The organism is Bifidobacterium miconis, assembly GCF_019331735.1.
GTDB classification, from domain to species: domain Bacteria; phylum Actinomycetota; class Actinomycetes; order Actinomycetales; family Bifidobacteriaceae; genus Bifidobacterium; species Bifidobacterium miconis.
The window spans coordinates 1-26215 of sequence record NZ_JAHBBH010000018.1 but is presented as its reverse complement, the minus strand read 5'-3'; the positions used below and the strand labels follow the sequence as shown (position 1 = coordinate 26215).

Sequence of the window (26215 nt, the reverse complement as noted above, 5' to 3'; positions counted from 1 at the left end):
GGCTCCGCCAGCTTCAGTCGATTGTGCAGACAGCAGGGCAGTCAGTTTCGTCGACAGCCTCTGCAGCCAAGACGCGGCATGGTTCCGAAGATTCCGGCTCATCGGATGTCTCCCTTCTTGTTGCGCTTGCCTGCGGTGGCGAGCGCCTTGCGCGTGAAGAACGCGCCGCTCATGGCGACGAGCAGCAGACCCGCCAGCATGATGCGGGCGGTGCCTTCGCCGCCGGTTTCCGGCATGACCGGTTCAACGGAGTTGGTGATGGTGTAGCCCTTGGTTTGGTCGCCGGTGATGATCGGCGACTGGTAGCCGTCGATTGCGGAGACCGGCACGAACTTGCCGTCGCTGTTCTTGGCGACTTCGCGCACTTCGTACGACTTGTTCGCGTGCAGTTCGGCGAACGTGTACGCCCAGTTGTTCTGAGCGGTCAGTTCGACCGGGTCGCCGACGGCGGTCAGGTTGGCGATGTCAGTGTTGGAGAACGCCGATCCGTCGGTTCCGGTTCCGGTGCCGGCGCGGCCGGCGGCTCCGCCCGCCGCGTCGGTGAACGCGGTGGCGGTGGTGCCGAGCTTCTTTTCGTACAGCTGCACCCAGATCGAACCCGGACGCTTCTGATAGGCGTTGTCGTTGTCGTCCCACACCTTGCGCACGTTGAGGTCGGTCTTGTTGGGCACGTTGCGGTTGGACAGCGTGAAGGAGTACGACTCCGGCTCGTCGGTGGTTGCTTGGGCGGTCGCCTCGCCGTTGCCGGCATCGGTTCCGTCGGTGCCGCCGTTCGGGGCGGAGGTGGACGGATACTGCGTGGTGTCGGTGAAGGTGGCGGTGTAGTTGTTCACGGCCTCTTCGGTGACGGAGTAGCGCAGCAGCTTACCGTTGCGGTACTTCGGCAGGTTCTTGAACGTGTACGTCCACGTGTCGGCGGTCGCCGTCTGGTCGGTGGTGTCGGTCTTGCCCGACGTATCGGCCTTGCTGTCCGTGTCCGTCGCGCTCGAACCGTCGGTCGCGTCGGCGGCGTCGGTCTTGTCGGTCGCATCAGCGGCGGCGGATTGATCCGCGTCACCGGCGGTGACGTCTCCGGCTTCAGTCGAACTGTTCTTCTGATCGGTCGTCGTCGCGGCATCCGTGCTGTCTGCAGTGTCCGTGCCGTCCGCGGCCGCCTCGTCGGCGGCCGTCGCGGGCTCGGACTCACCGGTCGCGTCGGCGGCGGTCTGATCGGTCGTTGCGGACTGATCGGCCGACTCGGACTGATCGGCCTGATCAGACTTGGCCTGATCGGACTCGGCCGGCGTGGACTCGGCGGAGTCCTTGTCCGCGGCGTCCTTGTTGGTTTCGGTCTTGTCGGCGGCGTCGGACTTGGTCTTGTTGTCGTCAGTCTTGACCTTGTTGGCTTCGGTCAGGACGGCGCAGCTCTTGCCGACGAGGTCACCAGCGCAGGAGTCGCCCTGCGGTTCGGGCCAGCCGTTGGACTGCGACCACAGGCTGGTGAGCAACCAAACGGTAACGCTCTGGGGACGCTGGCCGTTGAAGTTCTGCGCATCGTCCCACACCTTGTTCACGGTTACGGCCGTGGTTTCCGGCGTGTGCGTGTTCTTGAGGTAGAGCGTCTCGGCGGGATCTTCCACGGACTTGGACTTGCGAACTGTTTCCTCCGTGCGCTTCTTGGAGGTGAACTGCGTGGCGCAGCCTCCCTCTAATGTGCACGTGCCGTTGTCGTCGTACCCGTTGTATCCGGGCACCGGCGTCTCCTGCACGATGTACGTGTAATCGTTGCCGTACGAGTTCTTCTTCGGCAGGTTTTCGAGCGTCCACTTCCACTCATTTTCGTTGGGGTCGCTCGGAGCCTTGAGCACGGTGTTGATCAGCGTTTCGGAATACTTTTCCGTTCCGGCGGTGCCGTCGGTCTTGGGTCGCTTGCTGATGCCGGTGACCGTCACCTGGATCGACTGCGGGCGCTTGCCGTCCTGATTGTCGGCGTCGTCCCAGTCCTTGACAAGTTCGAGGCTGATCGCATCCGGCTGGTGGATGTTGTACAGCGTGAACTCGTAGCCGTTGGCGGTCGGCTTCTTGACGATCGAGGCGTGGTACTCGTCCTTCTTGATGCCAGAGGTTTCCTCGTTCACGGTGTACGTGATCGGGTCGCCGTTATCGTCCTTGGCGGGAAGTCCCACCCAATCGTGCGTCCAGTGGTTGTCGTCGGCGTTCAGCTCCACGCTGTATTCCTTGCCGGTCATCTTTTCGCCGTTCGCGTACAGCACGGCGGTCACCTTCACGTCCTTGCGGAATCCGTCGGAGTCGTTGTTGTCCTCCCAGCGCTTGGTCACGGACACGGCCGTGTACGACTTGACCGCATCCTCCACGCGCACCAGATTGCCGCTGGAAAGCACGTCGCCGACGGTCACCTTGCCGTTCTCCACGCGGAACGCGATCGGCTTGGCGATCACGTCGTAGCCTTCCGGCGCCTTGGTTTCGTGCAACTTGTACGTGCCGTTGGGCAGCTGGAACGTGCGCGGGCCGTCCTCGGAGGACGTCCACGTGAGCGTCTTGCCGTCCTTGGACACCGTCACGCCGTCCAAGCTCTGGAATGCGTCGGCGCTGAACGGGTCGTCGTCGCCTTCGAACGTGGTGCCGGTCAGTTCGAACGTCGCGCCCGCGAGTTCGGCCACGCCGGCCACGGCCGTCTTGGAGACGGTCACGTTGGTGGTGTTGAGCTCGTCGGTCATCACGACCGTGTTGTCCTTGGCGGTGTCCTTGCCGACCGTCACCGTGCCGTCGAGGTTCACGGTGAACGTGATGTCGCGCGCCGGCTGGTAGCCGGACGGCGCTTCGGACTCGTGCAACGTGTACGTGCCGGGCACAAGAGTGATCTCGCGCGATTCGCCGGTGGACACCAACGGGATCGGATTGATCGTCTCGCCGGCCAGCGTGGTGCCGGTGACGGTGAGCTTCGCGCCGGCGATCTCACCGACACCGTTGGTCAGGCTCACCTTGGAGACCTTCACGTCGACCTGCTTGTAGATATCGGTCATAACGATCACGTTGCCGTTGACTACATTGCCGTCGGCGTCCTTGACGGCCAGCGTCTTGTCGTCGTTGCGCACGACGGTGAACTTGACCGGATCGGCCACGCGATAACCGGTCGGGGCCTTGGTTTCGCTCAGCGTGTACGAGCCGGGCTCAAGCTCGACTTCGTGCGACTTGCCGGCTTCGCTCGTCCACCGTTCGGTGACGGTCTTGCCGGCCTCGGTCTTGCCGTTGATCTCCATCGTCGCGCCCGCGATCTCCGCGCCGCCGATGTCGCGCTTGGAAACGCGGATCTTCGTGTCGGTCGGATAGTGCGTATTGGTGATGGTGATGCCGTTCTTGTCGGTCGCGCTGCCGCTGGTCGACGCCGTGTAGTCCTTCGACGGGTTGACTTCCTGCACGGTGTACGTGATCAAACCGCCGTTGGCGTACTTCGGCAGACCGATGAACGTGCCCTTCCATTGGCTGGTCTCGTTAAGGGTCAGTGTCTTGCCGGACACCGCGACGCCGTTGGCGTACAGCTGCACGGTGATTGCGGTCGGGCGCAGCTTGTCGACGTTGTTGGCGTCGTTCCACTTCTTGGCGACCGGCACGGAGATGGTTTCCGGCGTGTACGTGTTGGTGAACGTGGTGGTCGGCACCTTGTCAGATTCGGTTGCGGTGGTGTCTGCAGATGTGGTCTTATACCCGTTTTTATCCGCGTTGACCTCGATAACCTGATACTTGACTTCCTTGCCGCCTTCACGCACCGGCAGATCGGTCCATTCGACCACGGCCTGCACTTCCGGCGTGCTCTCGTTGATCACTTTCTCCTGACCAACGTTGGTCCACGCGCCACCGTCCACAGACTTCTGCAGCTGGAACCGGGCCGGCTGACGCTTGCCGTCCTGATTGTTGCCGTCGTTCCACACCTTGCGGGCGCGGATCGACGTGACGTCCGAACGATCGGTGACGGTCAGATGCTCGCTGTCGTTCGACGAGACGGTCTTGCCGTTGACGATCACCTTGCCGGCGTTCGTCACGGTCACGGCGATCGGATTGGCCGGCTGGTAGCCGTCCGGAGCCTTGGTTTCGGTGAGCGTGTACGAGCCGGGAGCGAGTTCCGTGAACTCGATCGCAGTGTTGTTGGCGGTCGTCCGCTCCTGCTTGAACGAGCTGTCGCCGTCCTTGGTCAGCGTGAACGTGGCGCCGTTCAGCCAGTGGCCCTGCTCGTCCTTCTTGTCGAGCTTGAACGAACCCTTCTTGTCACTCGTGTTGCTCACCGACCACAGATAGGTTTGCAGCGTCGTGTTGCCCGCCGCGGCGACGGTCAGGGACGTACCGTCCACGGTCTTGCCTTGGTAGAACGACGTGGGATGACCTTGCGGGCTGTTGCCCGGGAACACGACGTACAGTTTGGCGGAGCTCTTGCCGTATCCTTCCGGAGCCTCGGCTTCAGTGACCCGATAGATCGTGTCCGCGCGCAGACCAACCGTCGACGTGTAGCCGCTGGTACCGGATTTCAGGGTGTCGATCACGGTTTCGGCGGTGCCGGTCGACGTCCAGGCCGACGAGTTGGCGTCCATGGCGACATTGAGCTTCTCGACCTTGAATTGCGCGCCGTTGAGCGGCTTGGTGGTGTCGCCGTCGGCGTACTTGTAGATCTGCAGCGAGTTCAGGTCGTAGCTGATGCCGCCCTGTGCTTCGAGAACTTTGCCGGTCTGGTCCGTACTGGACGAACCGCCGTTCTGATCGTAGCCGGCGAGCACGATCGTGTTGTTGCCGAGTGAGCCGAAGTCCTGCCCCGGCTTGAGGTTCACCATCGCCTTGTACGTGATCGTGATCGCGCGCGCGTCGGGCACGGTGAACGTGATCTTCTTCGTCGTCGGATCGTACGCGTACGTGGCGCCGGCGACGTCCGTCTTGGTGCGCGCATCGGAGATGACCACGCTGTCCATGCGCAGGTCGAGCGCCGCGCCGAGCGTGTCGGTGAGCGTGAGCGCGTTGCCCTTGTTGAGCGTGTTGGCGCCCGCGTTCACGGTCACCGTGTAGTTGATGAAGGGTGCGGTGCTCTTGTCGTACGTGCCCTTCTTGGTCACCAGTTTGCCAGGCTTGGTCCAGATGTCCGCAGAGTCGGGCAGCTGGGCTTCGCCGTCGATGTGGATGACGGCCTCGTTCTTGTACTGCTTGTTGTTGGGGTCCTTCAGCGCCTCGTCGAAGTTCGCGAACGTGGTGTCGTATTCGATGTACAGCGAGCCGCTTTGCGCCTTGGCGAACGCCTTGCTGCCCTTGGCGATGACGAAGGTAAGCGTGTGGTCGCCGTTGTCGGTGACGGTCACGCCGTCATAGGTGCTGCCCTTGGAGTCCTTGACCACCATCGAGCCGGCAACGTACCGCTGGTTGTCGGACATCGTATCGGTGATGGTCACCGACTGCGCGTCCTTGGCGATGTCGTGCACGGTCAGGCGCCAGCGCATGAGGTTGCGGCTCAGCGGCGTGCCGTTGCCGTCGTCGGCCCACGACGGACCGTTGGACTTGTCCATGTTGTCGACCACCGGCTTGTGGCTGTCCGTGGCCTCTTTGTTCACGAAACGCGCCGTGTTGTAGAACGTGGCGCTGGCCGGCGCGGAGCCGAGCACGGTGGACGTGTACGAGATATACAGCTTGGTGCCCTTCGCGATGGCGTCGTTGAACGTGATCGTGAACGACTTGCGGTCGTCGGCGATCTTCTTGGTGACACTGCCCGTGTACGACGTCTTCAGGTCCTTGTCGGTGTAGATCGTGATGTTGCTGACGTCCGCGTCGAGCACCTGCCAGTCGGGCTTGGTGTAGTTCTTGTCGTTCGTGTGGTTCTTGCCGTCGTCGTCGAGCGAGTCCGTCAGCTGCTTGCCGGCGGGCAGGTCCTCCTTGGCGGTGAACGTGGTGAGCCACTTCAGCGTCTTGGTCGCGTTCTTGTCTCCCACATACTTCTTGCTCAGGTCCACGGCGTCCTTGCCGATCGTCACCGTGCCGCTGCCGGGCAGTTCGCCGCTGCCGTCGCCGGGCGTGACCGTCACGTCGTTCGTATACGTCAGCTTGTCGCCGCTGCCCGTCTCAGGCAGTTTCGTGACTTCGGTGGAGTACGTGATCTCGTACTGACGGTACGGTTTGCCGTTGTCGCTCGGCAGCTCGGCCTTGCCGCTCGCCAGATCGGCCCAGTTGAGGGTGGTCTCATGCTTCTGCCAGTTCACGTCGGTGTACACGACCTTCACGGCACCGGTCGGCGCCTTGAGGTTGGCGCCAAGTGCGTCCTTGATCGTCGTCGCGTTGGGCACGCTGGACTCGGGATCGGCGTTCACGGTGATCGTCCAGGTGATCACGGTGGATTCCTTGCCGTTGGCGTCCTTGACGGTGCCGGCTTTGCCGTTTTTGTTCACGGACCAGCCGCCGTTCAGCCAGATGCTCTGTTCGGTGGTCTTCTTGTTCGTGACGTCGTCGCTGTAGTACTTGACCTTGTTCTTGACGAGGTCGCCCTTGCCGTTCTTGACAGCGTCGATGACGTCCTGACGGTTGATCTTCACGCTGTAACGCGCGTAGAGCGCCTGTCCCGTCGGTCATCTGGTCGATGTTGGCGGTGAATCCCTTGAGGTCGGCGTTGTCCGCGTGCTCCCACTTGCCGGTGTATTCCTGCGTGCAGTTCGCGTCCGTGTACAGCTTGAGCGTGCCCGGCTGCAGCGTGAGCAGATTGCCCATGGTATCCTCAAGTTTGACGTTCTTGTTGGAACCGGTCGAGTGGACTTCGACCACGAAGTCGAACACGGTCGGATCGTCGGTGGAGATGGCGCCGTTCTTCTGCGCCCACAGGCCGTGCCGTTCGTTGACGTCGACTTCCAGATCGCCGATGCCGGGGAATTCGAAGTTGGCTTTGCCGCCGTTGTTGCCGCCGGTCGACGATTCGGCGATGGTGCCGTTGACGGTGACGTATGCCTTGATGTTGGTGCCTGCGCTGCCACCGCTGGTGTCGGCGCGCGTATAGGTGGCGACGATGCGGCTGCCGTTGACGGTGAAGGAGCCGCGTTCGACGCCGTCGTCGCCGTAGATGGCGTAGGTCTTGCCCTTTTCGAACGTGATGCCCTTGGGCAGGTCGTAGGTGAACTGGTCCCCCTCGTTGATGACGGTGCCGTTGGGCACGGACCAGTGCAGCTGCACCTTGACCGAGTCGCCGTAGTTCACCTTCATGCCGGTGGTGTACGGCTTGCCGTTGATGGTGATGATCGTGGCGGCCTTGTCCACCGGGGCCTGACTGCTGCCGATCTCGTAGGTGGTGGCGGCCTGCGCGGTGGGCACGGCGACCAGCACGCTGGCCAGCATCATGCCCAGCACCACGATCACTGCTGATAACGTTTGCAACAATGTGCAGACAGAACCCGTCTTCTCTTGCCGGTCCATGAACTTCCTTCCGCAGCGCATCTCCCGTCGTTCGACCCCGAACGACACTCTTATCGGCAAGAATAAACCCTTTTGACGCAAAACGCCAAATTGGGCATCAATCCGCAAGATGCCCCCCTTACCTCCGCAGACTTTCCCCTCTCGTCACATATTCCACATGAATACGTAATCAATCAGCACGATTCCAGCACGTTTCGTCATTGCCCCAACAACAACGGCAGCCCCTCCGAAGAGGGGCTTCCGCAATTTCGCTTACTCGCTGTAATCCTTTAACGGCTTTTAATGGCTCCACACCGCCGCATCCGGATCGTCGTCCGGGTTGTAGTCGTCGTCATCGTCGTCGTAGTGCGACGCGGAGTTCTCGTTGTACGTGTACTCGTCGTCGACCACGCCGGAATCGGCCTCCGCGTTGAGCGCGTCGAGATCCTTCTTGTCGAGCTTGTACTGCGGCAGCACGTTCTCGATGTAGCTCTTCACGGCCTCGGCCATCGGCACGTCGTGGCCGGCCTTCTCCGCCAGGAACCAGCGGTGGTCGAGCACTTCGTGGAAGAACTGCGCCGGCTCGATCTGCGAGCGGTACTCGCGCGGGATCATGCGCACGGTCGGCTCGTACACTTCACGCATCCAGTCCGTCGCGACGATCTCCAGCTCCTCGCCTTCGCGCCACGTCGACGCACGGTACGCATCCAGATCGTTGAGCAGTCGGCGAGCCTGATTCTCCTGCACGTCGAGGCCGGTCAGACGCAGCAGCTTGCGCGACGCGTAGCCCGCGTCGACCACGCGCGGCCGCACGAGCACGCGCTTGCCGTCGTCCGCGGTCTTCATCTCCAGCTCGTCCACGTCGAAGCCGAGCTCGTTGAGCTTGTTCACGCGCTTCTCGATCTTCCACATCTCGTCCGGACCGAACTTGTCGGTGTCCGTCAGCGCGCTCCACAGCGAGTGGTAGCGGTCGGCGAGACGGTTGCCGACCTCGATTTCGTCGACGTCGCTCGGCAGCAGGCGGCCGGAGGCGAGATCCATGAGTTCGCCGATGATGTTCGTGCGCGCGAGGTCGATGTCGTACTCGCGCTGGCCCTCGGTCAGGTTGACGTGCAGATCACCGGTTTCGGCGTCGACCAGGAACGCGGAGAACGCGTCGGCGTCGCGCAGGAACAGGACGTTCGACAGCGAGACGTCACCCCAGTAGAAGCCGGCCAGATGCAGGCGCACCATGAGGACGGCCAGCGCGTCGATGAGTCGCTCGGCGGTGTCCGGGCGCAGGTTGCGGGCGAACAGCGCACGGTACGGCAGCGAGAACTTGAGATGCTTGGTGACGAGGATCGCCTCGAGCGGCTCGCCAGCACGGTCGTGACGGCCGGTGACGACCGCGATCGGCTGGACGGGGGGCAGGTCGAGCTTCTGCAGTCGGCGCAGCAGCTCGTACTCACGCTCGGCGACCTGACGGGTGATTTCCTTCATCGCGTAGACCCCGTCGCCCACGTGCACGAAGCGCACGACGTGGCGGGAGATGCCTCGCGGTAGGTTGGCGAGGAGCTCCTGCGGCCAAGTGGCGAGCGGCTTCTCCCACGGGAGGGTGAACATCTTCGGGTTCGAGCTGGCGGCGGTGATCTTCAGGGCCTGCGGCTCGGGAGTTTCAGCGGACACGTCCTCGGCTTTGACGGACGTGGCCTTGAGCGCACGCGGATCCAGTTGGGTCAAATCGTTAACTTCCATAGCCTTCTATCGTACTTGGGCACATGGAACGGCTTGCGGATGTGTGGACCGGAGCGTCGGCTGCGGCAGGCTGGCGCGTGTCACCTATCGCACCACCACGCAGCCATAGCAAACAAAGAAAGGCCCCGCTACCACGCGGGGCCTTTCCAACGAGGCCTAAGAGAGGAAGAGAAGTGCCTCGTTTAATGGTTGACATGGTTTTCTCCCATGCCAAGTATCTATCGAGCCAAGAGGCCGATCGACTAGTTCAGACGCAGCTCGGTCGACGGAGCGAACAGGTGCATCTTGGACGGATCGATCTTGATCTTGCAGGTGTCGCCGACCTTAGGAAGCGCACGCGGGGTCACACGACTCGTGGTGAGCTCGTTCTGGTCCGACATGACCTGAGAGGCCTCGGCGGCGGAGCCATCGGTGATGATGTTGCCGTAGATGTAGCCGTCGGAACCCAGATCCTCGACGTTGACGACCTTCAGCGAGAACGCGTTCGGGTCATCCGGGGTGGCCAGGGAGGCGTCCTCCGGACGGAAGCCGACGACGATCTTGTTGCCGTCCTCGACGGTCAGCTTGGCGACCGCTTCCTTCGGCAGATCGACGGTGTCCTCACCGATCTTCGCCTTGCCGTTGACCACCGGGTGGGTGTTCAGGTTCATCGACGGGGAGCCGATGAAGCCGGCGACGAAGACGTTGGCCGGACGATCGTACAGCTCGGTCGGGGCGCCGACCTGCTGCAGGATGCCGAGCTTGATGACGGCGATGCGATCGCCCATCGTCAGAGCCTCGGTCTGATCGTGGGTCACGTACAGGGTGGTGACACCCAGCTGGCGCTGCAGAGCGGCGATCTGGGTACGGGTCTGGACACGGAGCTTGGCGTCGAGGTTGGACAGCGGCTCATCCATGAGGAAGACCTTCGGCTCACGGACGATTTCACGGCCCATGGCGACACGCTGACGCTGACCACCGGACAGAGCCTTCGGCTTGCGGGCGAGGTACTCGGTCAGGTCGAGGATCTCGGCGGCCTTCTCGACGCGCTTGCGGATCTCGTCCTTAGGGGTGCCGGCGATCTTAAGGGCGAAGCCCATGTTGTCGGCGACGGTCATGTGCGCGTACAGAGACTAATGCGTGACAACCATGGCGATGTCGCGGTCCTTCGGCTGCATCGTGGTGACGTCCTTGCCACCGATGAGGATGCGGCCCTTGTTGACCTCTTCCAGACCAGCGAGCATGCGCAGGGTCGTCGACTTACCGCAGCCAGACGGGCCAACCAGCACCAGGAACTCGCCGTCCTTGATATCCAGATTCAGATCATCCACCGACGGCTTGTCGTTGCCCGGGTAGATACGAGTGACATGGTCAAAAACGACTTCTGCCATAATGTTTCATCCTTTCAGCGCCAGGTACGTGTCTCACGATCCGTTGGAAAGGGATTTTGGTTGTTGCTGTGCTTCAGTCCACGACTTCCCACATTGGCTAAGTCTCAAACCTCGGCGTTCAGTTATCTTCGGTTCGTTGAAGATCTCTTCGCTGAGCCACGTTCCACTATACACGCCGCCGCGCCCGCGTCAACGGCGTGTTTCGACGTATTTGCCGCCGATTTGCAAATCATATCGATATAATTGTTTGCGATCACACACACGCGACCCCTGGGATGCTCCCCTGCCACACGGTCAATGGACACGCGCCCATAAAATCGAGAAGGATCGGAAAGCGCCCCCGTTCGCCCATCACTTCTCAAAATTGTTGAGCAGTTTTCCTCCTAACTTCTCGACAATTTTGAGAAGTGCGGCAATACGATCGGCGTCACGGCACACCCTGCCAGTCGAACGGATGTTTGGCTAGGATGGGAGCCATGAGTGACTTGAACGCGTTGAATTTGCAGACGGGCGACATCGTCGGCGGCTATACGCTGGTGTCCCGTCTGGGGGCGGGGGCGATGGGCTCCGTCTGGCGCGCCCGCGACGACGGCGGCCAGGAGTACGCGATGAAGATTCTGCGCGATTCGCTGGCGGACGACGAGAACGCCGACATGGACGATGACGACGTTCGCGAACGCGTGACTGCCCGCGAACGGTTGCGCCGCGAGGCGATGGCGTTGAAGAAGGTCGATCACCCGGGCGTGTGCGGGATCGTCGACATGGAGCTGGACGATTCGCTCGCGTTCATCGTGACCGAGCTGATCGAGGGCCGCAACCTGCGCGACGACGTGAAGGCGAACGGCCGGTATGTCGGCGACGATCTGGAACGGTTGGCGCGCAAGCTGATCGACGCGGTGAAGGCCGTGCATGCGGCCGGGATCGTGCACCGCGACATCAAGCCGACGAACGTGATGGTGTCGGCGTCCGGCCCGGTGTTGGTGGATTTCGGCATTGCGATGACGGGCGGCGAGAGCCATGTGACGCGCACCGGTCTGGTGATGGGCACGCCGGGCTTCATCGCGCCGGAGATCATCGACGGCGAGGAGGCGGACGATGTGACGGACTGGTGGTCCGTCGCGTCGGTGCTCGCGTTCGCCGCGACCGGCTCGCCGGTGTTCGGCACGAAGCCGATGATGGCGGTGCTGGAGCGCGCGGCCCGTGGCAATGCGAATCTGGTGGGACTGCCGGCGGGCACGATGGCCGCGTTCCGTTCGGCATTGAACCCCGATCGCAGCAAACGTTGTACACCGGACGAATTGCTGCATGCGATTGCAGTCGATGCGTTGAATCCGACCGTGTGGCAGGAGGCGGCGCTGGACAGCGGTGAGACGGAGGTGGTGCGTCCTGTTGACGCGACGGGCGCGGGCAATCCGCGCCTGATGTGGCGCGACGAACCGACAATCATCGCCGCCGTACGCAATAGTGCGATCACGAGGCCGAACGCGCCGATCAGCAGGCAGCCCCAGCCGCACCCTCTCGGCACCGGACTAGCCGGGGCGGGCAACGCAAGCACGGCGATCCTGCCTCCGATCGAACCGTCGGCGACCATGCCGCTGCAGTCGGCGCAACCACCGCAGCCGCCGCAACGGTCCGACGTCGAACACGCAGCATCGGAGCATCCCGTCGACCGGTTCCAGCCGACCGCAGCGGGTGGCCGACCGGCCCTGCGCAGGCTCGCAGGCACCTCCGAAACACCGGCGAGCCTGGGCACAGCCGCCGAACCGTCGCGCCCGCCGTCATCGTCGGCCATTCCGAACGTGGCGACCATCGTCATTCCGAACCGTCCCGCGCCGTCCGTGCCACGCACCACGGTCATGCCGGACGGTATGTCGCAACGAACGGACGCTGCCGACGACGATCCCGCGCGCACGCAGACCATCGGCGACCTGCCGACCGAAACGCTCGCGACCGACGCCACGCAGGTCATATCGTCACCCGTCGCGAATCCCGATGCCAACGTGCGCACGACGCGCACGGGAGGAGAGCCGGAGGCCACGCAGGCCATGCGACCGATGCCGACGACCGAACCGGCCAGCCGCATGGCTGACGACACGGACGGCACCATCAGCGCCGAACTTCAGCCGACCGATCAGCAACCGCCGTCCCTGCCGCCGCAGGACGAACAGTCGCAATGGCAGCAACCGACGTTCGAGGCCCCTTCCCCCGAATCGGTGGCGATTCGCCGCGGACAGTACCGTTCGCGCGGGCTGCTGCCGCTGTGGGCGCTGACGATTCCGGTCGCCGTGCTGGCCGCGTCCCTGCCGCTGGTCGCCGCGATGCTTGCGGCCGTGCTGCTCTGGCTGATGATCGCAGCCGGATTCTCGACCGAAGCGCAACTGCTGCGCGAGTCGCGCCGCGGCGCCGAGCGCCGGCCACACGACGTGTGGAAGCGCGCGGCGAGCCTGCCGTGCCATCTGGTGAAGGCGTTGCCGTTCGCCGCGTTGCGCGCGCAGCTGTTCGCGGTGCCGATGAGCGTGATGACGCTGCTGGCGACGCGGGCGGTGGGGCTGCCGAAGACGTCGATGGAACTGTTCGGCCGCCACTGGCTGTCGATCCCGATTCTGGACGCGTCGCCGCTGTCGGCCAGCGGCATGACACTGGCCGCGGGCGCGGCGATCGGCTGGATGCTGTCCGTGTTCTCCGCGAACGCGGCGACGGTGCGGCTCGGCGCGGGTACGCTGCGCGGGCTGAAGGAAGACGACTCGACGACTGACGTCACGGACGGGGACAACGGCCCCCAGATCACGCGCGCCCGTGTGCTGCGCGTGATCTGTGCGGCGCTGACGGCCGCGGCCGCGATCGCGCTCGGCGTGAACCCGATCATCAACTGGTGGCCGCCGATCCGCGGCATCTGGTGATAGCGGCACACCGGCCATGACTACCCCTCAGTCAGCCTTCGGCTGCCAGCTCCCCTGCCCAGGGGCGCTTACATACGGTATACGGCATCTGGTGAACGCGCGGCAAACGCCCCGTCCGGACATGGTGAGCACATGAACGCCCTGGGCGGAGCCGTGCGGCAATCGGCTATCATGAGCGAGATTGTTGGGTTGAAAGGACTTTCATCATGGCTCAGGATCCGAAGAAAACCGTCAAACGCAAATCGCGGGCCGACCGTCGCGCCGCCGAGGAGGCCCTCGCGCGCGCGGCTGAAGCGAAGGCGGCCAAGGAACGCAAGCAGCAGACCATCATCGGCGTGATCGCCGTGGCGATCGTGGCCGTGCTGATCATCGTCGCGGGCATCGCCGTGTTCAATTCGACGCGCAAGTCCGCCGAGGAGCAGGCCAAGGCCAACATGTCCGTCACGGAGGCGTACAACGCGGTGCAGGCGGTGTCCGTCAAGCCGGAGCGAGCCGACAAGAAGGGCGGCATCCTCATCTCCAAGGACGGCTACGGCAAGTCGGTGGAGGGCGCGCCGACCGTGCAGGTGTACATGGACTTCATCTGCCCGGGCTGCGGTTCGCTCAACCGCCAGCTCGACCCGACGCTCATCAAGCTCATGAACGCCGGCCAGCTCAACCTGGATCTGCATTTCCTCTCGTTCATGGACAGCTACTCGACCGACGACTATTCGAGCCGCGTGGCGAACTCCGCGCTGTACATCGCCGACCATGACGACGATCCGAACCACCTGCTCGAATACATCAAGAACGTGTACGCCGACGGCTTCCAGCCGGACGAGGGCAGCTCGTACAAGTCGGTGAGCGACGACAAGCTCAAGGAGCAGGCCGTGGCCGCGGGCGTGCCGCAGGACGTGGCGGACAAGGCGTACGGCCGCGACTATCAGGATTGGCTGGACGCGATGAACACGTACACGCCGAAGCGCAAGGAACTGCTGAACACGAGCGGTTCGTACGCCGGCTCGTTCACCACGCCGACCGTGATGATCAACGGCACGCGCTGGAACCTGTCGGACGTGTCGACGGCCGGCGTGACCGTGACGGACGGCTTCCTGCAGTCGATCGGCCTGGATTCGAGCAAGGTCGGCGACGCGAGCACGCTGCCGTCGATCGGCGCCGACAACAAGCCGATTTCGCTGACGACCGGCGAGTGATCGGCCGCCGCGCTATCGCCGTTGCACGACTGTCGCGATGATGCCTCGGGCCCGCCGTTTCCGGTTTCGGACGGCGGGCCCGCGCATATGCTCACTCATGCGGCCGATCCGCGTGACATTGGGGATAGCAACCCGCCGATACCAGCCGCAAAGTCACGCACAAGTGCCTCGTAGCGTGACATGGACGACAGTAAGCGTCCTCTACTGGAGCGAATGTCACGCCAGCGGGCCGTTTTGCGTGACATTCCTTCCAGTAACCATCCGCCACCGACCTCAATGTCACGCGAAACGCTCCGGATGGTTCCTGCGGATCGCCGGCAGACGGTATGCGATAGGCATGACACCGGCCGAATTGAACATTCGGGACTTGCTGGTATGCTAGTCATTCGTCCAAGGTTGCCGGGTGGCAACGGGAACGCCTCTTTAGCTCAGATGGCCAGAGCGGCCGCCTTGTAAGCGGCAGGTCGTCGGTTCGATCCCGACAAGAGGCTCGTCGCGCGGCAAAACGTCGTATAGTAGATATGTACGCAATGCCGCGTTACAGCAAAACTTAACCCGAGTAAGCGAGTCCCAGAAGTCTTCCCCCAACTTGTGGCTTCTGGTGACGAGGGCAGGGCATTCCCCCAACCGGCTCTGCCCCTTATCAAGGGGGCGGGAATTTCCCCTTCTCTCCCGCCCCCTTTTTCTTTTCTCCAACGCTTTCAGATCGAACGGTTACAATGCGTGACGTAACGACGACTCTCAGATGAACCAGATGAATCAGATGACCCGAAGCTGCGACACGGAAAGATGGTAACGATGGCAAGACGGTGGACCCCGCAACGGTTTGTGAAGTTGCGTCGCATTCGCGTCGCGGCCAGTGCGCTCATCGTTCTGGCGGTGTCTCTGGGCATGTTCCAGCTCACGGCGCGCAAAACCGTGGCGATTACGGTCAACGGCGAAACCACGACGGTGACCACGTATGCAATGAGCGCGTCCCGACTGCTCGAATCGCAGGGCATCGACGTCAAAACGCACGACATCGTCGAATCGAGCGCGGGCGGCGAAAAGCTCACAAACCACTCGGTCGTGACCGTGCAGAGCGCCTACCAGACCACCATCAGCATCGACGGCCAGGAGGTCCCGTTCTGGACCACGGCCACCAGCGCGGCGCAGCTGCTCGGCTTCTTCGAGGCGAACGAGCACGCCGCCGCGAAGGTCACCGTCAACATCGACAACATCTACAGCAAACTGACCGGCGGCCTCGTCATCAACGCGGATGGCCCGGTCACCGTCATCGCCGATGGCAAGAGCTCCGTCGCGCCGAACGGCAAGCTGCCGGCCGCGTCGATCCTCGATTCGAAGGGCATCACGCTCGGCAAGGAGGATCGCGTGAGCGTCGAGAAGGACGGCGGCAAGACGATCCTGCGCGTGCAGCGCGTCACGCACGGCGAGGAGACGCGCACGGTCGCGATCCCGCACGGCACGCAGACGATCGAGGACCCGTCGCTCGCGGCCGGCACGACCGTCGTGCGCCAGCAGGGCGAGGACGGCGAGAAACGGCAGACGTACAGCGTCACGTACGTGGACGGCAAGAAGGAGTCGGAACAGCTCAAGTCGGAAACGACGACGAAGATCGCGATCGACACGATCGTCGCGGTCGGCACGAAACAGCCGGAAACCAGCAAGAGCGACGACGCGAACGACACGTCCGGCAATGCGGACAGCAACGAGAACGGCGATGCCGAGAGCAAGAACGATGCGACGGGCGACGGATCGTCCGCAAACGGCTCGAACGGCACGACGGGCAGCAGCTCGTCGTCGAACGGGTCCGCGGACAAGAACACCGGTTCCGGCAGCGGCACGTCGTCCAACGGATCGTCGTCCAACGGATCGTCGAACGGCGGCACGTCGGGCAAGACCGACAGTTCGGCGTCGGGATCGAACGGATCGGGCAACTCCGGCAACGGAACGTCCGGCAATACGAACGGCGGCACCGGCAACAACGGCAGCAAGCCGAACAGCGGCTCGTCATCAGGCAACGGGTCGTCCGGCAATGCGGGCAACTCAGGCAACTCCGGCAATTCGAACAACGCGGGCAACGGCACGAGCGGCAACACCAACGCCAATAATTCGGGCAACTCAGGCAGCTCCGGCACCAACAACGGCGGTTCGGGCAACTCGAACACGAACTCCAATACCAATTCCGGCAGCAGCTCGAACGACTCCAACTCGTCGTCCAACACCAACAGCGGCAGCGGTTCGAGCGGATCCGGCAGCGACTCCGGCAGCAGCGACGCCTCCAACGCGCGCCTGTGGCGCCCCACCGCCGCGCAGGCGCAGGCATACGCGGCCGGCGCCGCGGCCCAACGCGGCTGGACCGGCGATGACTGGACCGCGCTGGTCAAACTGTGGAACCGCGAATCCGGCTGGTCCTGGTCGGCCGAAAACGCGTCGTCGGGCGCCTACGGCATTCCCCAGGCGCTGCCCGGCAGCAAAATGGCGGATTTCGGCGCCGACTGGAAGAACGACGCGGCGGTCCAGATCGACTGGGGGCTGTCCTACATCGCGCAGCGCTACGGCACTCCGTCCAAGGCATGGGAGCATTCGGAAAAGGAAGGCTGGTACTGATCGCGTCGTCGCCCCCGCATGAGAGACAATGGCAGGCAGGACACGACCCCGAACACCGGCCCTGCAGCGGCCGGGCGCGCGGCTGAGCATGCGGCCGGGCGCGCAATCGGGCAACCGCAGCAACGAGAGGTGAACATGAGCGAAGAACAGGAGCAGACGGCGGCGCAGGAACCGCAGGGACGCCTGCTGGGCGCGGCCGATATCCGCCGCATCGCGGCCGACGCGGGCATCAGCCCGACCAAGAAGTTCGGACAGAATTTCGTGATCGACCCGGGCACCGTGCGCCGCATCGTGCGCGAGGCCGACGTGACGGCCGACACGCACGTCATGGAGGTCGGTCCCGGCCTCGGTTCGCTCACGCTCGCGATTCTCGAAACGGGCGCGGCGATGACCGCGATCGAGATCGATCCGCCGGTCGCCGAACGGCTGCCGCGCACGATCGGAGAATTCATGCCGGACGCGGTCGACCGGTTCCGCGTCGTCAACCGCGACGCGCTCACCGTGACTCCCGACAACGTCCCCGACTTCAACGGCGACGCGGCGTTCACGCTGGTCGCCAACCTGCCGTACAACGTGGCCACGCCGATCATCCTGACGCTGCTTGAACGCTTCGCGAACCTCGATTCGGTCACCGGGATGGTGCAGAAGGTGGCTGCCGACCGGCTCGCCGCCGAACCCGGCAACAAGATCTACGGCACGCCGAGCGTGAAGCTCGCATGGTACGGCAAGGCACGCCGCGTGGGCAACATCGGCCGCAACGTGTTTTGGCCGGCCCCGAACGTCGATTCCGCGCTCGTGCGCTTCGATCGGCACACGCCCGACGAGCAGGCCGCGCTGGCCGGCGGCGCCGACCGCGAGGCCACGTTCCGCCTGATCGACGAGGCGTTCGGCCAGCGGCGCAAGACGCTGCACGCCGCATTGTAGCAAACCGTGCCGGCGGAGGCGCTCGCACGCGCCGGCAGCGACCCTACCCGTCGCGGCGAGACTCGTACGCACGCCCAAGTCTCGCTGCTGGCCGCCGCGGGCGCCGCATGCTCGACCGAACATGGCGACGATGCGTCGACCGCGTCCGCAACCACCGGAGCGGACCATGACTGACACGCTCACTCCGGCCCGTCCGCGCGCCGATCGTCGCCGCACGGCGAGCGCCGCCTCGTCCGCAGCATCCGCTGCATCCGCTGCATCCGCAGCATCCGCTGCATCCGCTGCATCCGCTGCATCCGCAGCATCCGCTGTCAAGCCGAACGCCGCGCGGCACGTTCCCCCGCTCACGGTCAGCGTCGACGTGCCGGCCAAAACGAACCTGACCCTGCACGTCGGCGCGCCCCGCGCCGAATGGGGCGGGCGCCACGAACTCGATACGATCTACTGCGGCGTGGGCGTCTACGACACGATCACGGTCACGAGCAAGGAGCCCGGCAGCGGCTTCTCGCTCGACCTTGCCGGCGAGCACTTGGGCGATCTGGCGAGCACCGGCAGCGACATGCGGCGCAATCACGCCGTACTGGCCCTGTTCGCGCTCGCCGAAGCGTGCGGCCGCGAACCGGACGTGTCGCTGAACATCGAGAAGCGCATTCCCGTGGCCGCCGGACTGGGCGGCGGTTCGGCCGACGCCGCTGGCGCGCTGCTGGCGCTCGACGAACTGTGGGACCTGCATTGGCCGATCGCCCGGCTGCGCGAGATCGCGGCCACACTCGGCGCGGACATGCCGTTCTGCCTGACCGGCGGGTACGCGCGCGGCACCGGATTCGGCGAGCGGATCGAGGACATTCCCGCCGATTCGCCTGCCGCACGGCAGCTGAAGTCGCGCGGTTTCGCCGGACTGGCGATGATCGGCGCGTATGCGGACGCGTTGAGCACGCCGGCCGTGTACGCCGCGTTCGATCGGCTGGGAGCCGGCGACGGCGAGGAGAATCATTTGCAGCATGCGGCGATCGCGCTGCATCCGCGCAGCGGCGACGCGATACGCGAAGCGGTCGCGGCCGGCGCGCGGCAGGCGTTCGTGTCCGGCTCGGGACCGTCGGTCATCGCGTTCGTCGCCGACGAGCAGGCGGCCGCCGACGTGCGCCGCGCATGGACCGCATCGCACGCGGTCGACCGCATCATCATGGCCCAGGCCCCAGCCGCGCCGCGGATCAGACGATAGTCGAATCCAGTACGGGCGAGTCAGACGATGAAGCTAAGGTTGAGACAATCGAAGCGCCTGAACCACATACACACCGGAGGAGCGGGTCATGAGTGAGCTATACGACGAGCGGCAGGCCCGCAAGGTCTACATGCGCCGGCGTCAGGTAAAGGTGTTCTCCGTCACCATCGTGCTGCTGGCCGCGGCGCTGGTGGTGGCGCTGATGTTCTACTTCCACCTGTTCGGTCTCGGCGTCGCCAAGACGGCGGCCGTGCAGCCCAACTACGGCGTGACCGCGCCGTGCGTGCCGAACGGCTCCGACGGCAAGGCGTCGAAGTATCCGGCCAACAACACCATCACCGTGCAGGTGGTGAACGGCACCGACCATCTGGGATTGGCCGGCGCGGTCACCGATGCGATGGAAAACCGCGGATTCGTCATGCAGGATGCGGGCACGCTGACCAAGCAGAAGGACGGCAAGGAAGTCCTCGACAAGGACGGCAATCCGATCGTGAACAGCGACGTCCAGCGCACGATCATCTACTTCGGCAAGAACGCGATCGCGCAGGCGTACACGGTGAACGCGAACTTCACGGATGCGGTGATGGTCATGGACGATCGCAGCGACATGCTGATCACGGTGGTGATCGGCGCGACGTTCAACGATCTGACCGCCAAGGATTCGGTGCCGGCCACCGGCGACACCATCGAAAGCATCTCCGGCTGCATCGCCGCCGACAAGATGGTCAACCTGCCCAAGTCCGTCATACACACCGCCGTGGAGCCCGCCCAGGCAGCCGCCACCACCCAGCAGTAAGCCGGATCAGGATAACGAAATGCCCGCTCCCCGAACAGGGAGCGGGCATTTCGCATACTTACGAGTTACAGGCCTTCATACCAGCGCTTAAGCTCGGCGACGGCGACGTCGTGGTCGACGGGGCCGTTATCGAGGCGGTATTCGAGCATGTGCTTGTACGCGCGGCCGACCATCGGGCCGGGTTCGAGGCCGAGCAGCGACATGATCTCGTTGCCGTCGATGTCCGGGCGGATCGCGTCGAAGTCCTCCTTCTTCTTGAGCTCGCGCACGCGGTCTTCCATCTCGTCCATCGCGGATGAGAACACCATCGCCTTGCGCTTGTTCTGCGTGGTCGCGTCGGCGCGCGTGAGCCGGTTGAGCCGCTCGTACAGAGGCCCCGCGTCCTTGACGTACCGGCGCACGGCCGAGTCGGTCCACGGCTCGTCCACGTAGCCGTGGAAGCGCAGGTGCAGGTTCACAAGCTCGCTCACGTCGTCGATGATGTGGTGGTCGAAGTGCAGCGCCTTGAGCCGCTTGCGCGTCATCTTCGCGCCGACTGCGTCGTGGTGGTGGAAGCTGACCTTGCCGCCCGGCTCGAACTTGCGCGTCTTCGGCTTGCCGATGTCGTGCATGAGCGCGGCGAGGCGCAGCGTCAGGTCCGGACGCGGCACGGGGCCGTCGTCGTCGGTTTCCAGCGCGACCGCGCGGTCGAGCACGATCATCGTGTGCTCGAAGACGTCCTTGTGACGGTGATGCTCGTCGATTTCCAGCTGCAGCGCGGGGATTTCCGGGAACACGATGTCCGCGAGGCCGGAGTCGACGAGCGCTTCGATGCCGGCGCGCGGACGGTCGGACAGCAGCATCTTGACGAGTTCGTCGCGCACGCGTTCGGCGGAGACGATCTCGATGCGATCGACCATGTCGGTGATCGCCGCGGCCGTCTCCGGCTCGATCGAGAAGCCGAGCTGGGCGACGAAGCGCACGGCGCGCATCATGCGCAGCGGATCTTCGTCGAACGACTGCCGCGGGTCGACCGGCGTGCGCAGCACGCCCTTGGCGAGGTCGTTCGCGCCGCCGAACGGGTCGACGAATTCGAGCTGCGGTACGCGCAGCGCCATCGCATTGACGGGGAAGTCGCGGCGGGACAGATCGCCCTCCAACGTGTCGCCGTAGCTGACTTCCGGCTTGCGCGAGTCCGGATCGTAGACATCCGACCGGTATGTGGTGATCTCGACCTTGACTTCGGTGCCGTCCTCGCGCCGGCGCATCGCGCCGAGCGTGCCGAACTTGCGGCCCATGTCCCAGAAGCCGTCGCGCCCCCACTTGCGCAGGATCGGCTCGAACTGCTCGGGCCGCGCCGACGAGCAGAAATCAAGGTCATGCGACTTGCGGTGCAGCAGCAGGTCGCGCACCGGACCTCCCACCAACGCCAGCTCGTACCCCTGTTCGGCGAACAAACGACCCAGCTCAATGGCCTCCGGCCAGACTTCGAAATTCACGCTCACCCTCTTCAGGTCTCAAGGAAACTTTTGCTCTTATCAGCATAGCGTTACCCCACCAGCGCAAAGTATGAGTAAGGTGGTTACCATGATTACGCCAGCGGACCTCGCACGCATGCTCGACCATGCGTCGCGTCGTCATACCCAAAATCCGCTGGCGCCGGACGAATTGATGTACACGTCGGAGTCGTCCGCGCAGGTTTCCGTGCACAAGGCAGAGCAGGCTTCCGGGCGCGGATCCGAATCCACCGCGACGCAGATCGAACAGGTCGAACGCGTCGAGCATGTCGAAATCCGCACGATCACCCCGGCCGAGCAGCAGCCGGCCGTCGCGGAGCCGCCGCATCCGCGACGCCCTTCCCCCGCGAACATGCCGCCGCGCCGCGCGCTGGACGGCCCGACCACGTTCGCCTCGCTCGACGCGCAGGACCTGCCCGTCGTCCGCGAGCCTTCCGCCGGCGGCCACGCGTTCGACCGCCACGCCCGCGTGCCGATCATCCCTCGCACGTCCCGCAGCGCGCATCCCGAATGGCCCCTGCCGAAGGGCCACATCGAAAAGGGCGAGACGCCGCAGCAGACCGCCGTGCGCGAAGTGCACGAGGAAACCGGCATTCTGGGCGAGGTGGTCGATTCGATCGCGACCATCGACTACTGGTTCACGGGCACGAGCCAGCGCGTGCACAAGCTCGTCCATCATTTCGCGCTGCGTCAGGTGGGCGGCGAGCTCAGCGTCGACGGCGACCCGGACCATGAGGCCGAGGATGCGATCTGGGTGGACTTCGAGGATTTGGACGGCGTGCTCAGCTATCCTAATGAACGCAAGATCGCATGGCTGTATGCCAAGAAACTGAACAGGCAGGCTTGACGTGAACCCCACTGCAGCGCGCGCAACCGCGCGGATCACCAGGACACTGCGCGCACTGCTGGCCTTGGCGCTCGCCGTGGCGATGTGCGCGGCGCTCGTCGCATGGCCGACGCCGGCGTCCGCCGACGACACGGACGGCAGCACGACCGACACGACCAATACCGGCACGGCCAATGCGGCCGACGACGCGAACGCCGACGGCACCGGCACGGACACCAACGACCAAGGCACCGGCATCACGATCGCCATCGACGCGGTCACCGCGGTCGTCACCGCCACATCCGGCTACCAGCTCAAAGCCACCGTGTCCAACGGTTCGCAGGACGCGCTGGACGCCGGCACGCTCAACCTGTCCGCGAATCTCGGCTACATCTTCAACTCGCGCACCGACATGCAGGAATGGTCGCAGGGCGACGCGAACATCCCCATGATGGACGATCTGGGCAGCGTTTCCGTGCCCGAGCTCACGCCGGGCGCGTCCGCGTCCGTGACCGTCTCGGCAAGCAAGGAGTCGCTCGGACGCATCGCGACGTGGGGTCCCAAGCCGATCCTCGTCAGCTACGTCAGCGGCGACCGGCCGCTCGCGCAAACGCACAGCTTCCTGACCCGCTCATCGGCCGGCATGAACGCCATCGACGCTCCGGCGCTCAACCTGACCATCGCCATGCCGCTGCGATCGGGCGCATGGCAGGTCAGCGACACCGCGTTCGAATCGCTGGCAAGCGGCTCGTCGAACGCCGGCTCGGCCATCGTCACGCTCGGCGAGGAGGCGAAAACCGACCGCGTCTACCAGCAGCTGCTCGCGAAGCATCCCACGCTGCAGGTCATCGCCGACCCGACACTGCTGGACGCAATGGACATGCCCACGCAGGTCAACGGCATCATGCAGCCGTCCGGATTCGACATGTCCGCGTACGGTTCGGACAACGCGGGCGCATACGAGGCGGCCGGCGTGACGAGCTCCGCATGGAACGCCGACGCCGCGCTGGCCGATTACCGTTCGGCGCTGGGCGACCAGAAGGCGTCCACGAACGTGGTCGCGTGGCAGGGCAGGGCGAACTGGTCGCTGGCCTCGCTCACGCAGGCGAAGCGGCAGGGCTATTCGGTCGTGATCGCGAACCACGAGTTCGACAACAGCGACGATTCGACCGTGCACACGGGCAAAATCGTCGTGCCCACCGACGCGGGAGACGTGACCGTGCTCACGCAGCAGCGCGTGCTCAGCCGGCTCGCGCAGGGCAAGGCGACGAGCGCGAGCGCCGACGCCGAGGGCAGCATGGCGGGCCGCATCGCCCGGTTCATCGCGCAGAGCGCGTTCTATCAGATGGAGCAGCCGTACACGACGCGCAGCCTGCTGGTGTGCATGAACGCGAACGCGAACGGCGCGATGGTCGACGCGCTGATGAGCGCGGCCGAGCACGCCTCGTGGCTGAACCTGACCGATCTCGCGACGCTGAGCCGGGCGGATGCGTTCGCGTCCGGCGACGACGCGCTCGCCATGGTGAACGAGACGACGAAGCTGACCGACGCGCAGTCGGACGAGCTGACGGGCACGCTGTCGACGCTCGCCGCGGACCGCGATCAGATCAGCCGGTTCATTTCGTCCGTACTCGTCGCCGACGGCAAGTCGACGGCGTGGAGCAACCAGCTGCTCGCCGCGCAGTCGACGCTCGCGCTGCACGCGATGTCCGGCAACGCGACCGTCGCCAAACGCATGACGGACGGCGCCGCGCGTCTGGTCGACCGTCTGCTCGGCGGCGTGACGATCACCCCGTCCGAATCGCTGACGGTGGTCAGCGAAACGGCGAAGATGCCGGTCACGCTGAGCAACACGCTCCCGTACGCGGTGCACGTGAAGGTCTCGTCGATCACCGATTCGATGGAGATCGTCACCTCGCGCACCGCCGAAACCGAGATTCCGGCGCATGCGGAGGCGCAGATCACGTTCTCGATCCGCGTGTCCACGTCCGGTTCGGCAAACGCGACGATCGCGCTGCAAGACCGCAACGGGCAGGCGTTCGGAGAGCCGCAGACCAAGAAGATCACCAGCGTGCTGCAGATCAGCGACATGAGCGGTTTCGTGATCATCGGATTCGCCGTCGTGCTCGGCCTGCTCGGCCTGTGGCGTCAGTTCCATCGCAAGAAAGATCCCGACGAATGAGTTCCAGCAGTTCCTCCCTCGGCCGCAATTCGATGATCATGGCCGCCGGCACGGCGGCGTCCCGCGTGACCGGGCAGGTCCGCACGATTCTGCTGGCGGCCGCGCTCGGCACGACCGGCATGGCGGCGAACGCCTATCAGGCCGGCGCGATGATTCCGCAGGCCGTGTTCACGCTCGTTTCGGGCGGCATCTTCAACGCGGTGCTCGTGCCGCAGATCGTGCGCACGCTGCAGCAGAAGGACGCCGAGGAGCGGCTCAACAAGCTCATCACGCTGGCGATCGCGATGCTGGGCGGCATCACGCTGATCATGGCCGCGGCCACCCCGCTGCTCACCATGCTCTACGTGCGCGGCACCCCCGAGATGATGGCCCTCACGAACGCGTTCACGCTGTGGTGCATGCCGCAGATCTTCTTCTACGGCCTGTACACGGTGCTCGGCCAGATTCTCGCCGCCAAGGACCATTTCGGCACGTACGCGTGGTCTTCGGTGGGCGCGAACCTGATCAGCTGCGCGGGCTTCACCGCGTTCATCGTGTTGTTCGGCCGTTCCACCGAGCAGCCGGTCGCATTCTGGACGGCCAACAAGCTGGCCCTCACGGCCGGCACGTGGACGCTGGGCGTCGCCTTCCAGGCACTGATCCTGTTCCTGCCGCTCACGCGCTGCGGCATCCGCTACCGCCCGCGGTTCGGCGTGGCCGGCATCGGGCTCAAGTCCATGGGATCGGTGGCCGGCTGGAGCGTCGGCATCGTCATCCTCGACCAGCTGGTCAACATCATCACCACGAACATCACCACGTCCGCACCGGATCAGGCGCACGCGACGATGGGCCTGAACATGCTCGACGTGGCCGGCAACGCCACGTACCAGAACGCGTTCACGCTGTACATGCTGCCGTACTCGCTCATCGCCGTCTCCGTGGCGACGGCCCTGTTCCCGAAGATATCGCGCGCGATCGCCGACCATGACATTCCGGACGCGCGCGACGCGCTCAGCCAGTCGCTGCGCAGCGTGGGCGTGCTCATGGTGTTCTTCACGGTCGCGTTCATCGTCATGCCGGTGCCGATCATCCTCGCGCTGCTGCCGTCAGTGAGCGTCAAGGAGGCGATGCTCATCGCCACGCCGCTGACGATGCTCGGCCTCGGCCTGCCCGTTTCCAGCGCGTACCTGATCATCCAGCGCACGTTCTACGCGTTCGAGGACGGCCGCACGCCGTTCCTGTTCATGCTGCTGTTCAACGCGATGTTCGTCGTGCTCGTGCTGGGAGGCGCGGCGATGACGTCGCCGACGATGTGGGTCGCGATCGTCGGCGTCGGTTCCGCGGTCGGTCACCTGCTCGCGTTCCCGTTCCTGATTCCGTCGCTGCGACGGCGGTTCGAGGGGCGTCTCGACGGACGCCGGATCCTCGCGTCGTACGGCAAGGCGATCGTCGCCGGTTCGGCCGCGGTGATCGTCGGCGTGCTGCTGCGACGTCCCGTGTATGCGCTGCTCGGCGTGATGTCCTCGGCCGATCGCGCGGCGGCCGGTTCGCGCGACGCCGCGGCGGCCGACGGCGGGCA

General features: G+C 64.7%; 12 protein-coding genes, 1 tRNA gene and 2 pseudogenes. 10 read left to right on the top strand and 5 right to left on the bottom strand.

Annotated features, from left to right (window positions below; translation table 11 throughout):
- Window positions 1-98 precede the first annotated feature (98 nt).
- From KIH79_RS07485 to KIH79_RS07475, 4 genes and pseudogenes are all read right to left on the bottom strand, one after another.
- Window positions 99-4820, bottom strand: a complete 4722-nt coding sequence (locus KIH79_RS07485; RefSeq protein ID WP_274607629.1) for a Cna B-type domain-containing protein — start codon at window positions 4818-4820, stop codon at window positions 99-101.
- A gap of 1387 nt (window positions 4821-6207) precedes the next feature.
- Entirely contained in the window at window positions 6208-7425 is a 1218-nt protein-coding gene (locus KIH79_RS12870) for an Ig-like domain-containing protein (RefSeq protein WP_236023693.1), read from the bottom strand.
- Between the two features lie 279 nt (window positions 7426-7704).
- Window positions 7705-9138: a DUF4032 domain-containing protein gene (locus KIH79_RS07480; protein WP_219058829.1), complete on the bottom strand. Its 1434-nt coding sequence runs from the start codon at window positions 9136-9138 to the stop codon at window positions 7705-7707.
- Window positions 9139-9380: 242 nt separating this feature from the next.
- Window positions 9381-10508: pseudogene (locus KIH79_RS07475) on the bottom strand (ABC transporter ATP-binding protein).
- 467 nt (window positions 10509-10975) lie between these two features.
- On the opposite strand from KIH79_RS07475, the gene KIH79_RS07470 reads away from it, so the two are divergent.
- From KIH79_RS07470 to KIH79_RS07440, 7 genes and pseudogenes are all read left to right on the top strand, one after another.
- Window positions 10976-13408, top strand: a complete 2433-nt coding sequence (locus KIH79_RS07470) for a serine/threonine-protein kinase (protein WP_219058828.1) — start codon at window positions 10976-10978, stop codon at window positions 13406-13408.
- Between the two features lie 206 nt (window positions 13409-13614).
- Window positions 13615-14601: a DsbA family protein gene (locus tag KIH79_RS07465; protein ID WP_219058827.1), complete on the top strand. Its 987-nt coding sequence runs from the start codon at window positions 13615-13617 to the stop codon at window positions 14599-14601.
- 417 nt (window positions 14602-15018) lie between these two features.
- Window positions 15019-15092, top strand: a tRNA-Thr gene (locus tag KIH79_RS07460).
- A gap of 307 nt (window positions 15093-15399) precedes the next feature.
- Window positions 15400-17211, top strand: coding sequence for an aggregation-promoting factor C-terminal-like domain-containing protein (locus KIH79_RS07455; RefSeq protein WP_219058826.1), 1812 nt, complete (start codon window positions 15400-15402; stop codon window positions 17209-17211).
- Window positions 17212-17346: 135 nt separating this feature from the next.
- Window positions 17347-18309: pseudogene (gene rsmA, locus KIH79_RS07450) on the top strand (16S rRNA (adenine(1518)-N(6)/adenine(1519)-N(6))-dimethyltransferase RsmA).
- Window positions 18302-19357: a 4-(cytidine 5'-diphospho)-2-C-methyl-D-erythritol kinase gene (locus KIH79_RS07445; RefSeq protein WP_219058825.1), complete on the top strand. Its 1056-nt coding sequence runs from the start codon at window positions 18302-18304 to the stop codon at window positions 19355-19357. Before rsmA ends, KIH79_RS07445 begins: the two are co-directional and overlap by 8 nt.
- 88 nt (window positions 19358-19445) lie before the next feature.
- A complete protein-coding gene (locus KIH79_RS07440; protein ID WP_219058824.1) occupies window positions 19446-20153 on the top strand; it encodes a LytR C-terminal domain-containing protein in 708 nt (235 codons plus the stop codon).
- 65 nt (window positions 20154-20218) lie between these two features.
- On the opposite strand, the gene KIH79_RS07435 is transcribed toward KIH79_RS07440, so the two are convergent.
- The gene (locus KIH79_RS07435; RefSeq protein ID WP_219058823.1) at window positions 20219-21631 is read right to left on the bottom strand and encodes a CCA tRNA nucleotidyltransferase; all 1413 of its coding nucleotides are present in this window, start codon (window positions 21629-21631) and stop codon (window positions 20219-20221) included.
- Window positions 21632-21719: 88 nt separating this feature from the next.
- On the opposite strand from KIH79_RS07435, the gene KIH79_RS12865 reads away from it, so the two are divergent.
- From KIH79_RS12865 to murJ, 3 genes are all read left to right on the top strand, one after another.
- Window positions 21720-22496: an NUDIX hydrolase gene (locus KIH79_RS12865; RefSeq protein WP_236023692.1), complete on the top strand. Its 777-nt coding sequence runs from the start codon at window positions 21720-21722 to the stop codon at window positions 22494-22496.
- Between the two features lies 1 nt (window position 22497).
- On the top strand, window positions 22498-24657 hold the full coding sequence (locus tag KIH79_RS07420; RefSeq protein ID WP_338023127.1) for a DUF6049 family protein: 2160 nt from the start codon (window positions 22498-22500) through the stop codon (window positions 24655-24657).
- A partial coding sequence (murJ, locus tag KIH79_RS07415; protein ID WP_236023691.1) for a murein biosynthesis integral membrane protein MurJ occupies window positions 24654-26215 on the top strand: 1562 nt, incomplete at its 3' end. The genes KIH79_RS07420 and murJ, both read left to right, overlap by 4 nt.

What these genes read in the sequence shown, in the direction of transcription:
- KIH79_RS07485 (WP_274607629.1), bottom strand. Translation starts at nt 4,820, where the DNA reads ATGGTGAACCTCAAGCCGGGGCAGGACTTCGGCTCACTCGGCAACAAC.
- KIH79_RS12870 (WP_236023693.1), bottom strand. Translation starts at nt 7,425, where the DNA reads ATGGACCGGCAAGAGAAGACGGGTTCTGTCTGCACATTGTTGCAAACG.
- KIH79_RS07480 (WP_219058829.1), bottom strand. Translation starts at nt 9,138, where the DNA reads ATGGAAGTTAACGATTTGACCCAACTGGATCCGCGTGCGCTCAAGGCC.
- KIH79_RS07470 (WP_219058828.1), top strand. Translation starts at nt 10,976, where the DNA reads ATGGGAGCCATGAGTGACTTGAACGCGTTGAATTTGCAGACGGGCGAC.
- KIH79_RS07465 (WP_219058827.1), top strand. Translation starts at nt 13,615, where the DNA reads ATGGCTCAGGATCCGAAGAAAACCGTCAAACGCAAATCGCGGGCCGAC.
- KIH79_RS07455 (WP_219058826.1), top strand. Translation starts at nt 15,400, where the DNA reads ATGGCAAGACGGTGGACCCCGCAACGGTTTGTGAAGTTGCGTCGCATT.
- KIH79_RS07445 (WP_219058825.1), top strand. Translation starts at nt 18,302, where the DNA reads ATGACTGACACGCTCACTCCGGCCCGTCCGCGCGCCGATCGTCGCCGC.
- KIH79_RS07440 (WP_219058824.1), top strand. Translation starts at nt 19,446, where the DNA reads ATGAGTGAGCTATACGACGAGCGGCAGGCCCGCAAGGTCTACATGCGC.
- KIH79_RS12865 (WP_236023692.1), top strand. Translation starts at nt 21,720, where the DNA reads ATGATTACGCCAGCGGACCTCGCACGCATGCTCGACCATGCGTCGCGT.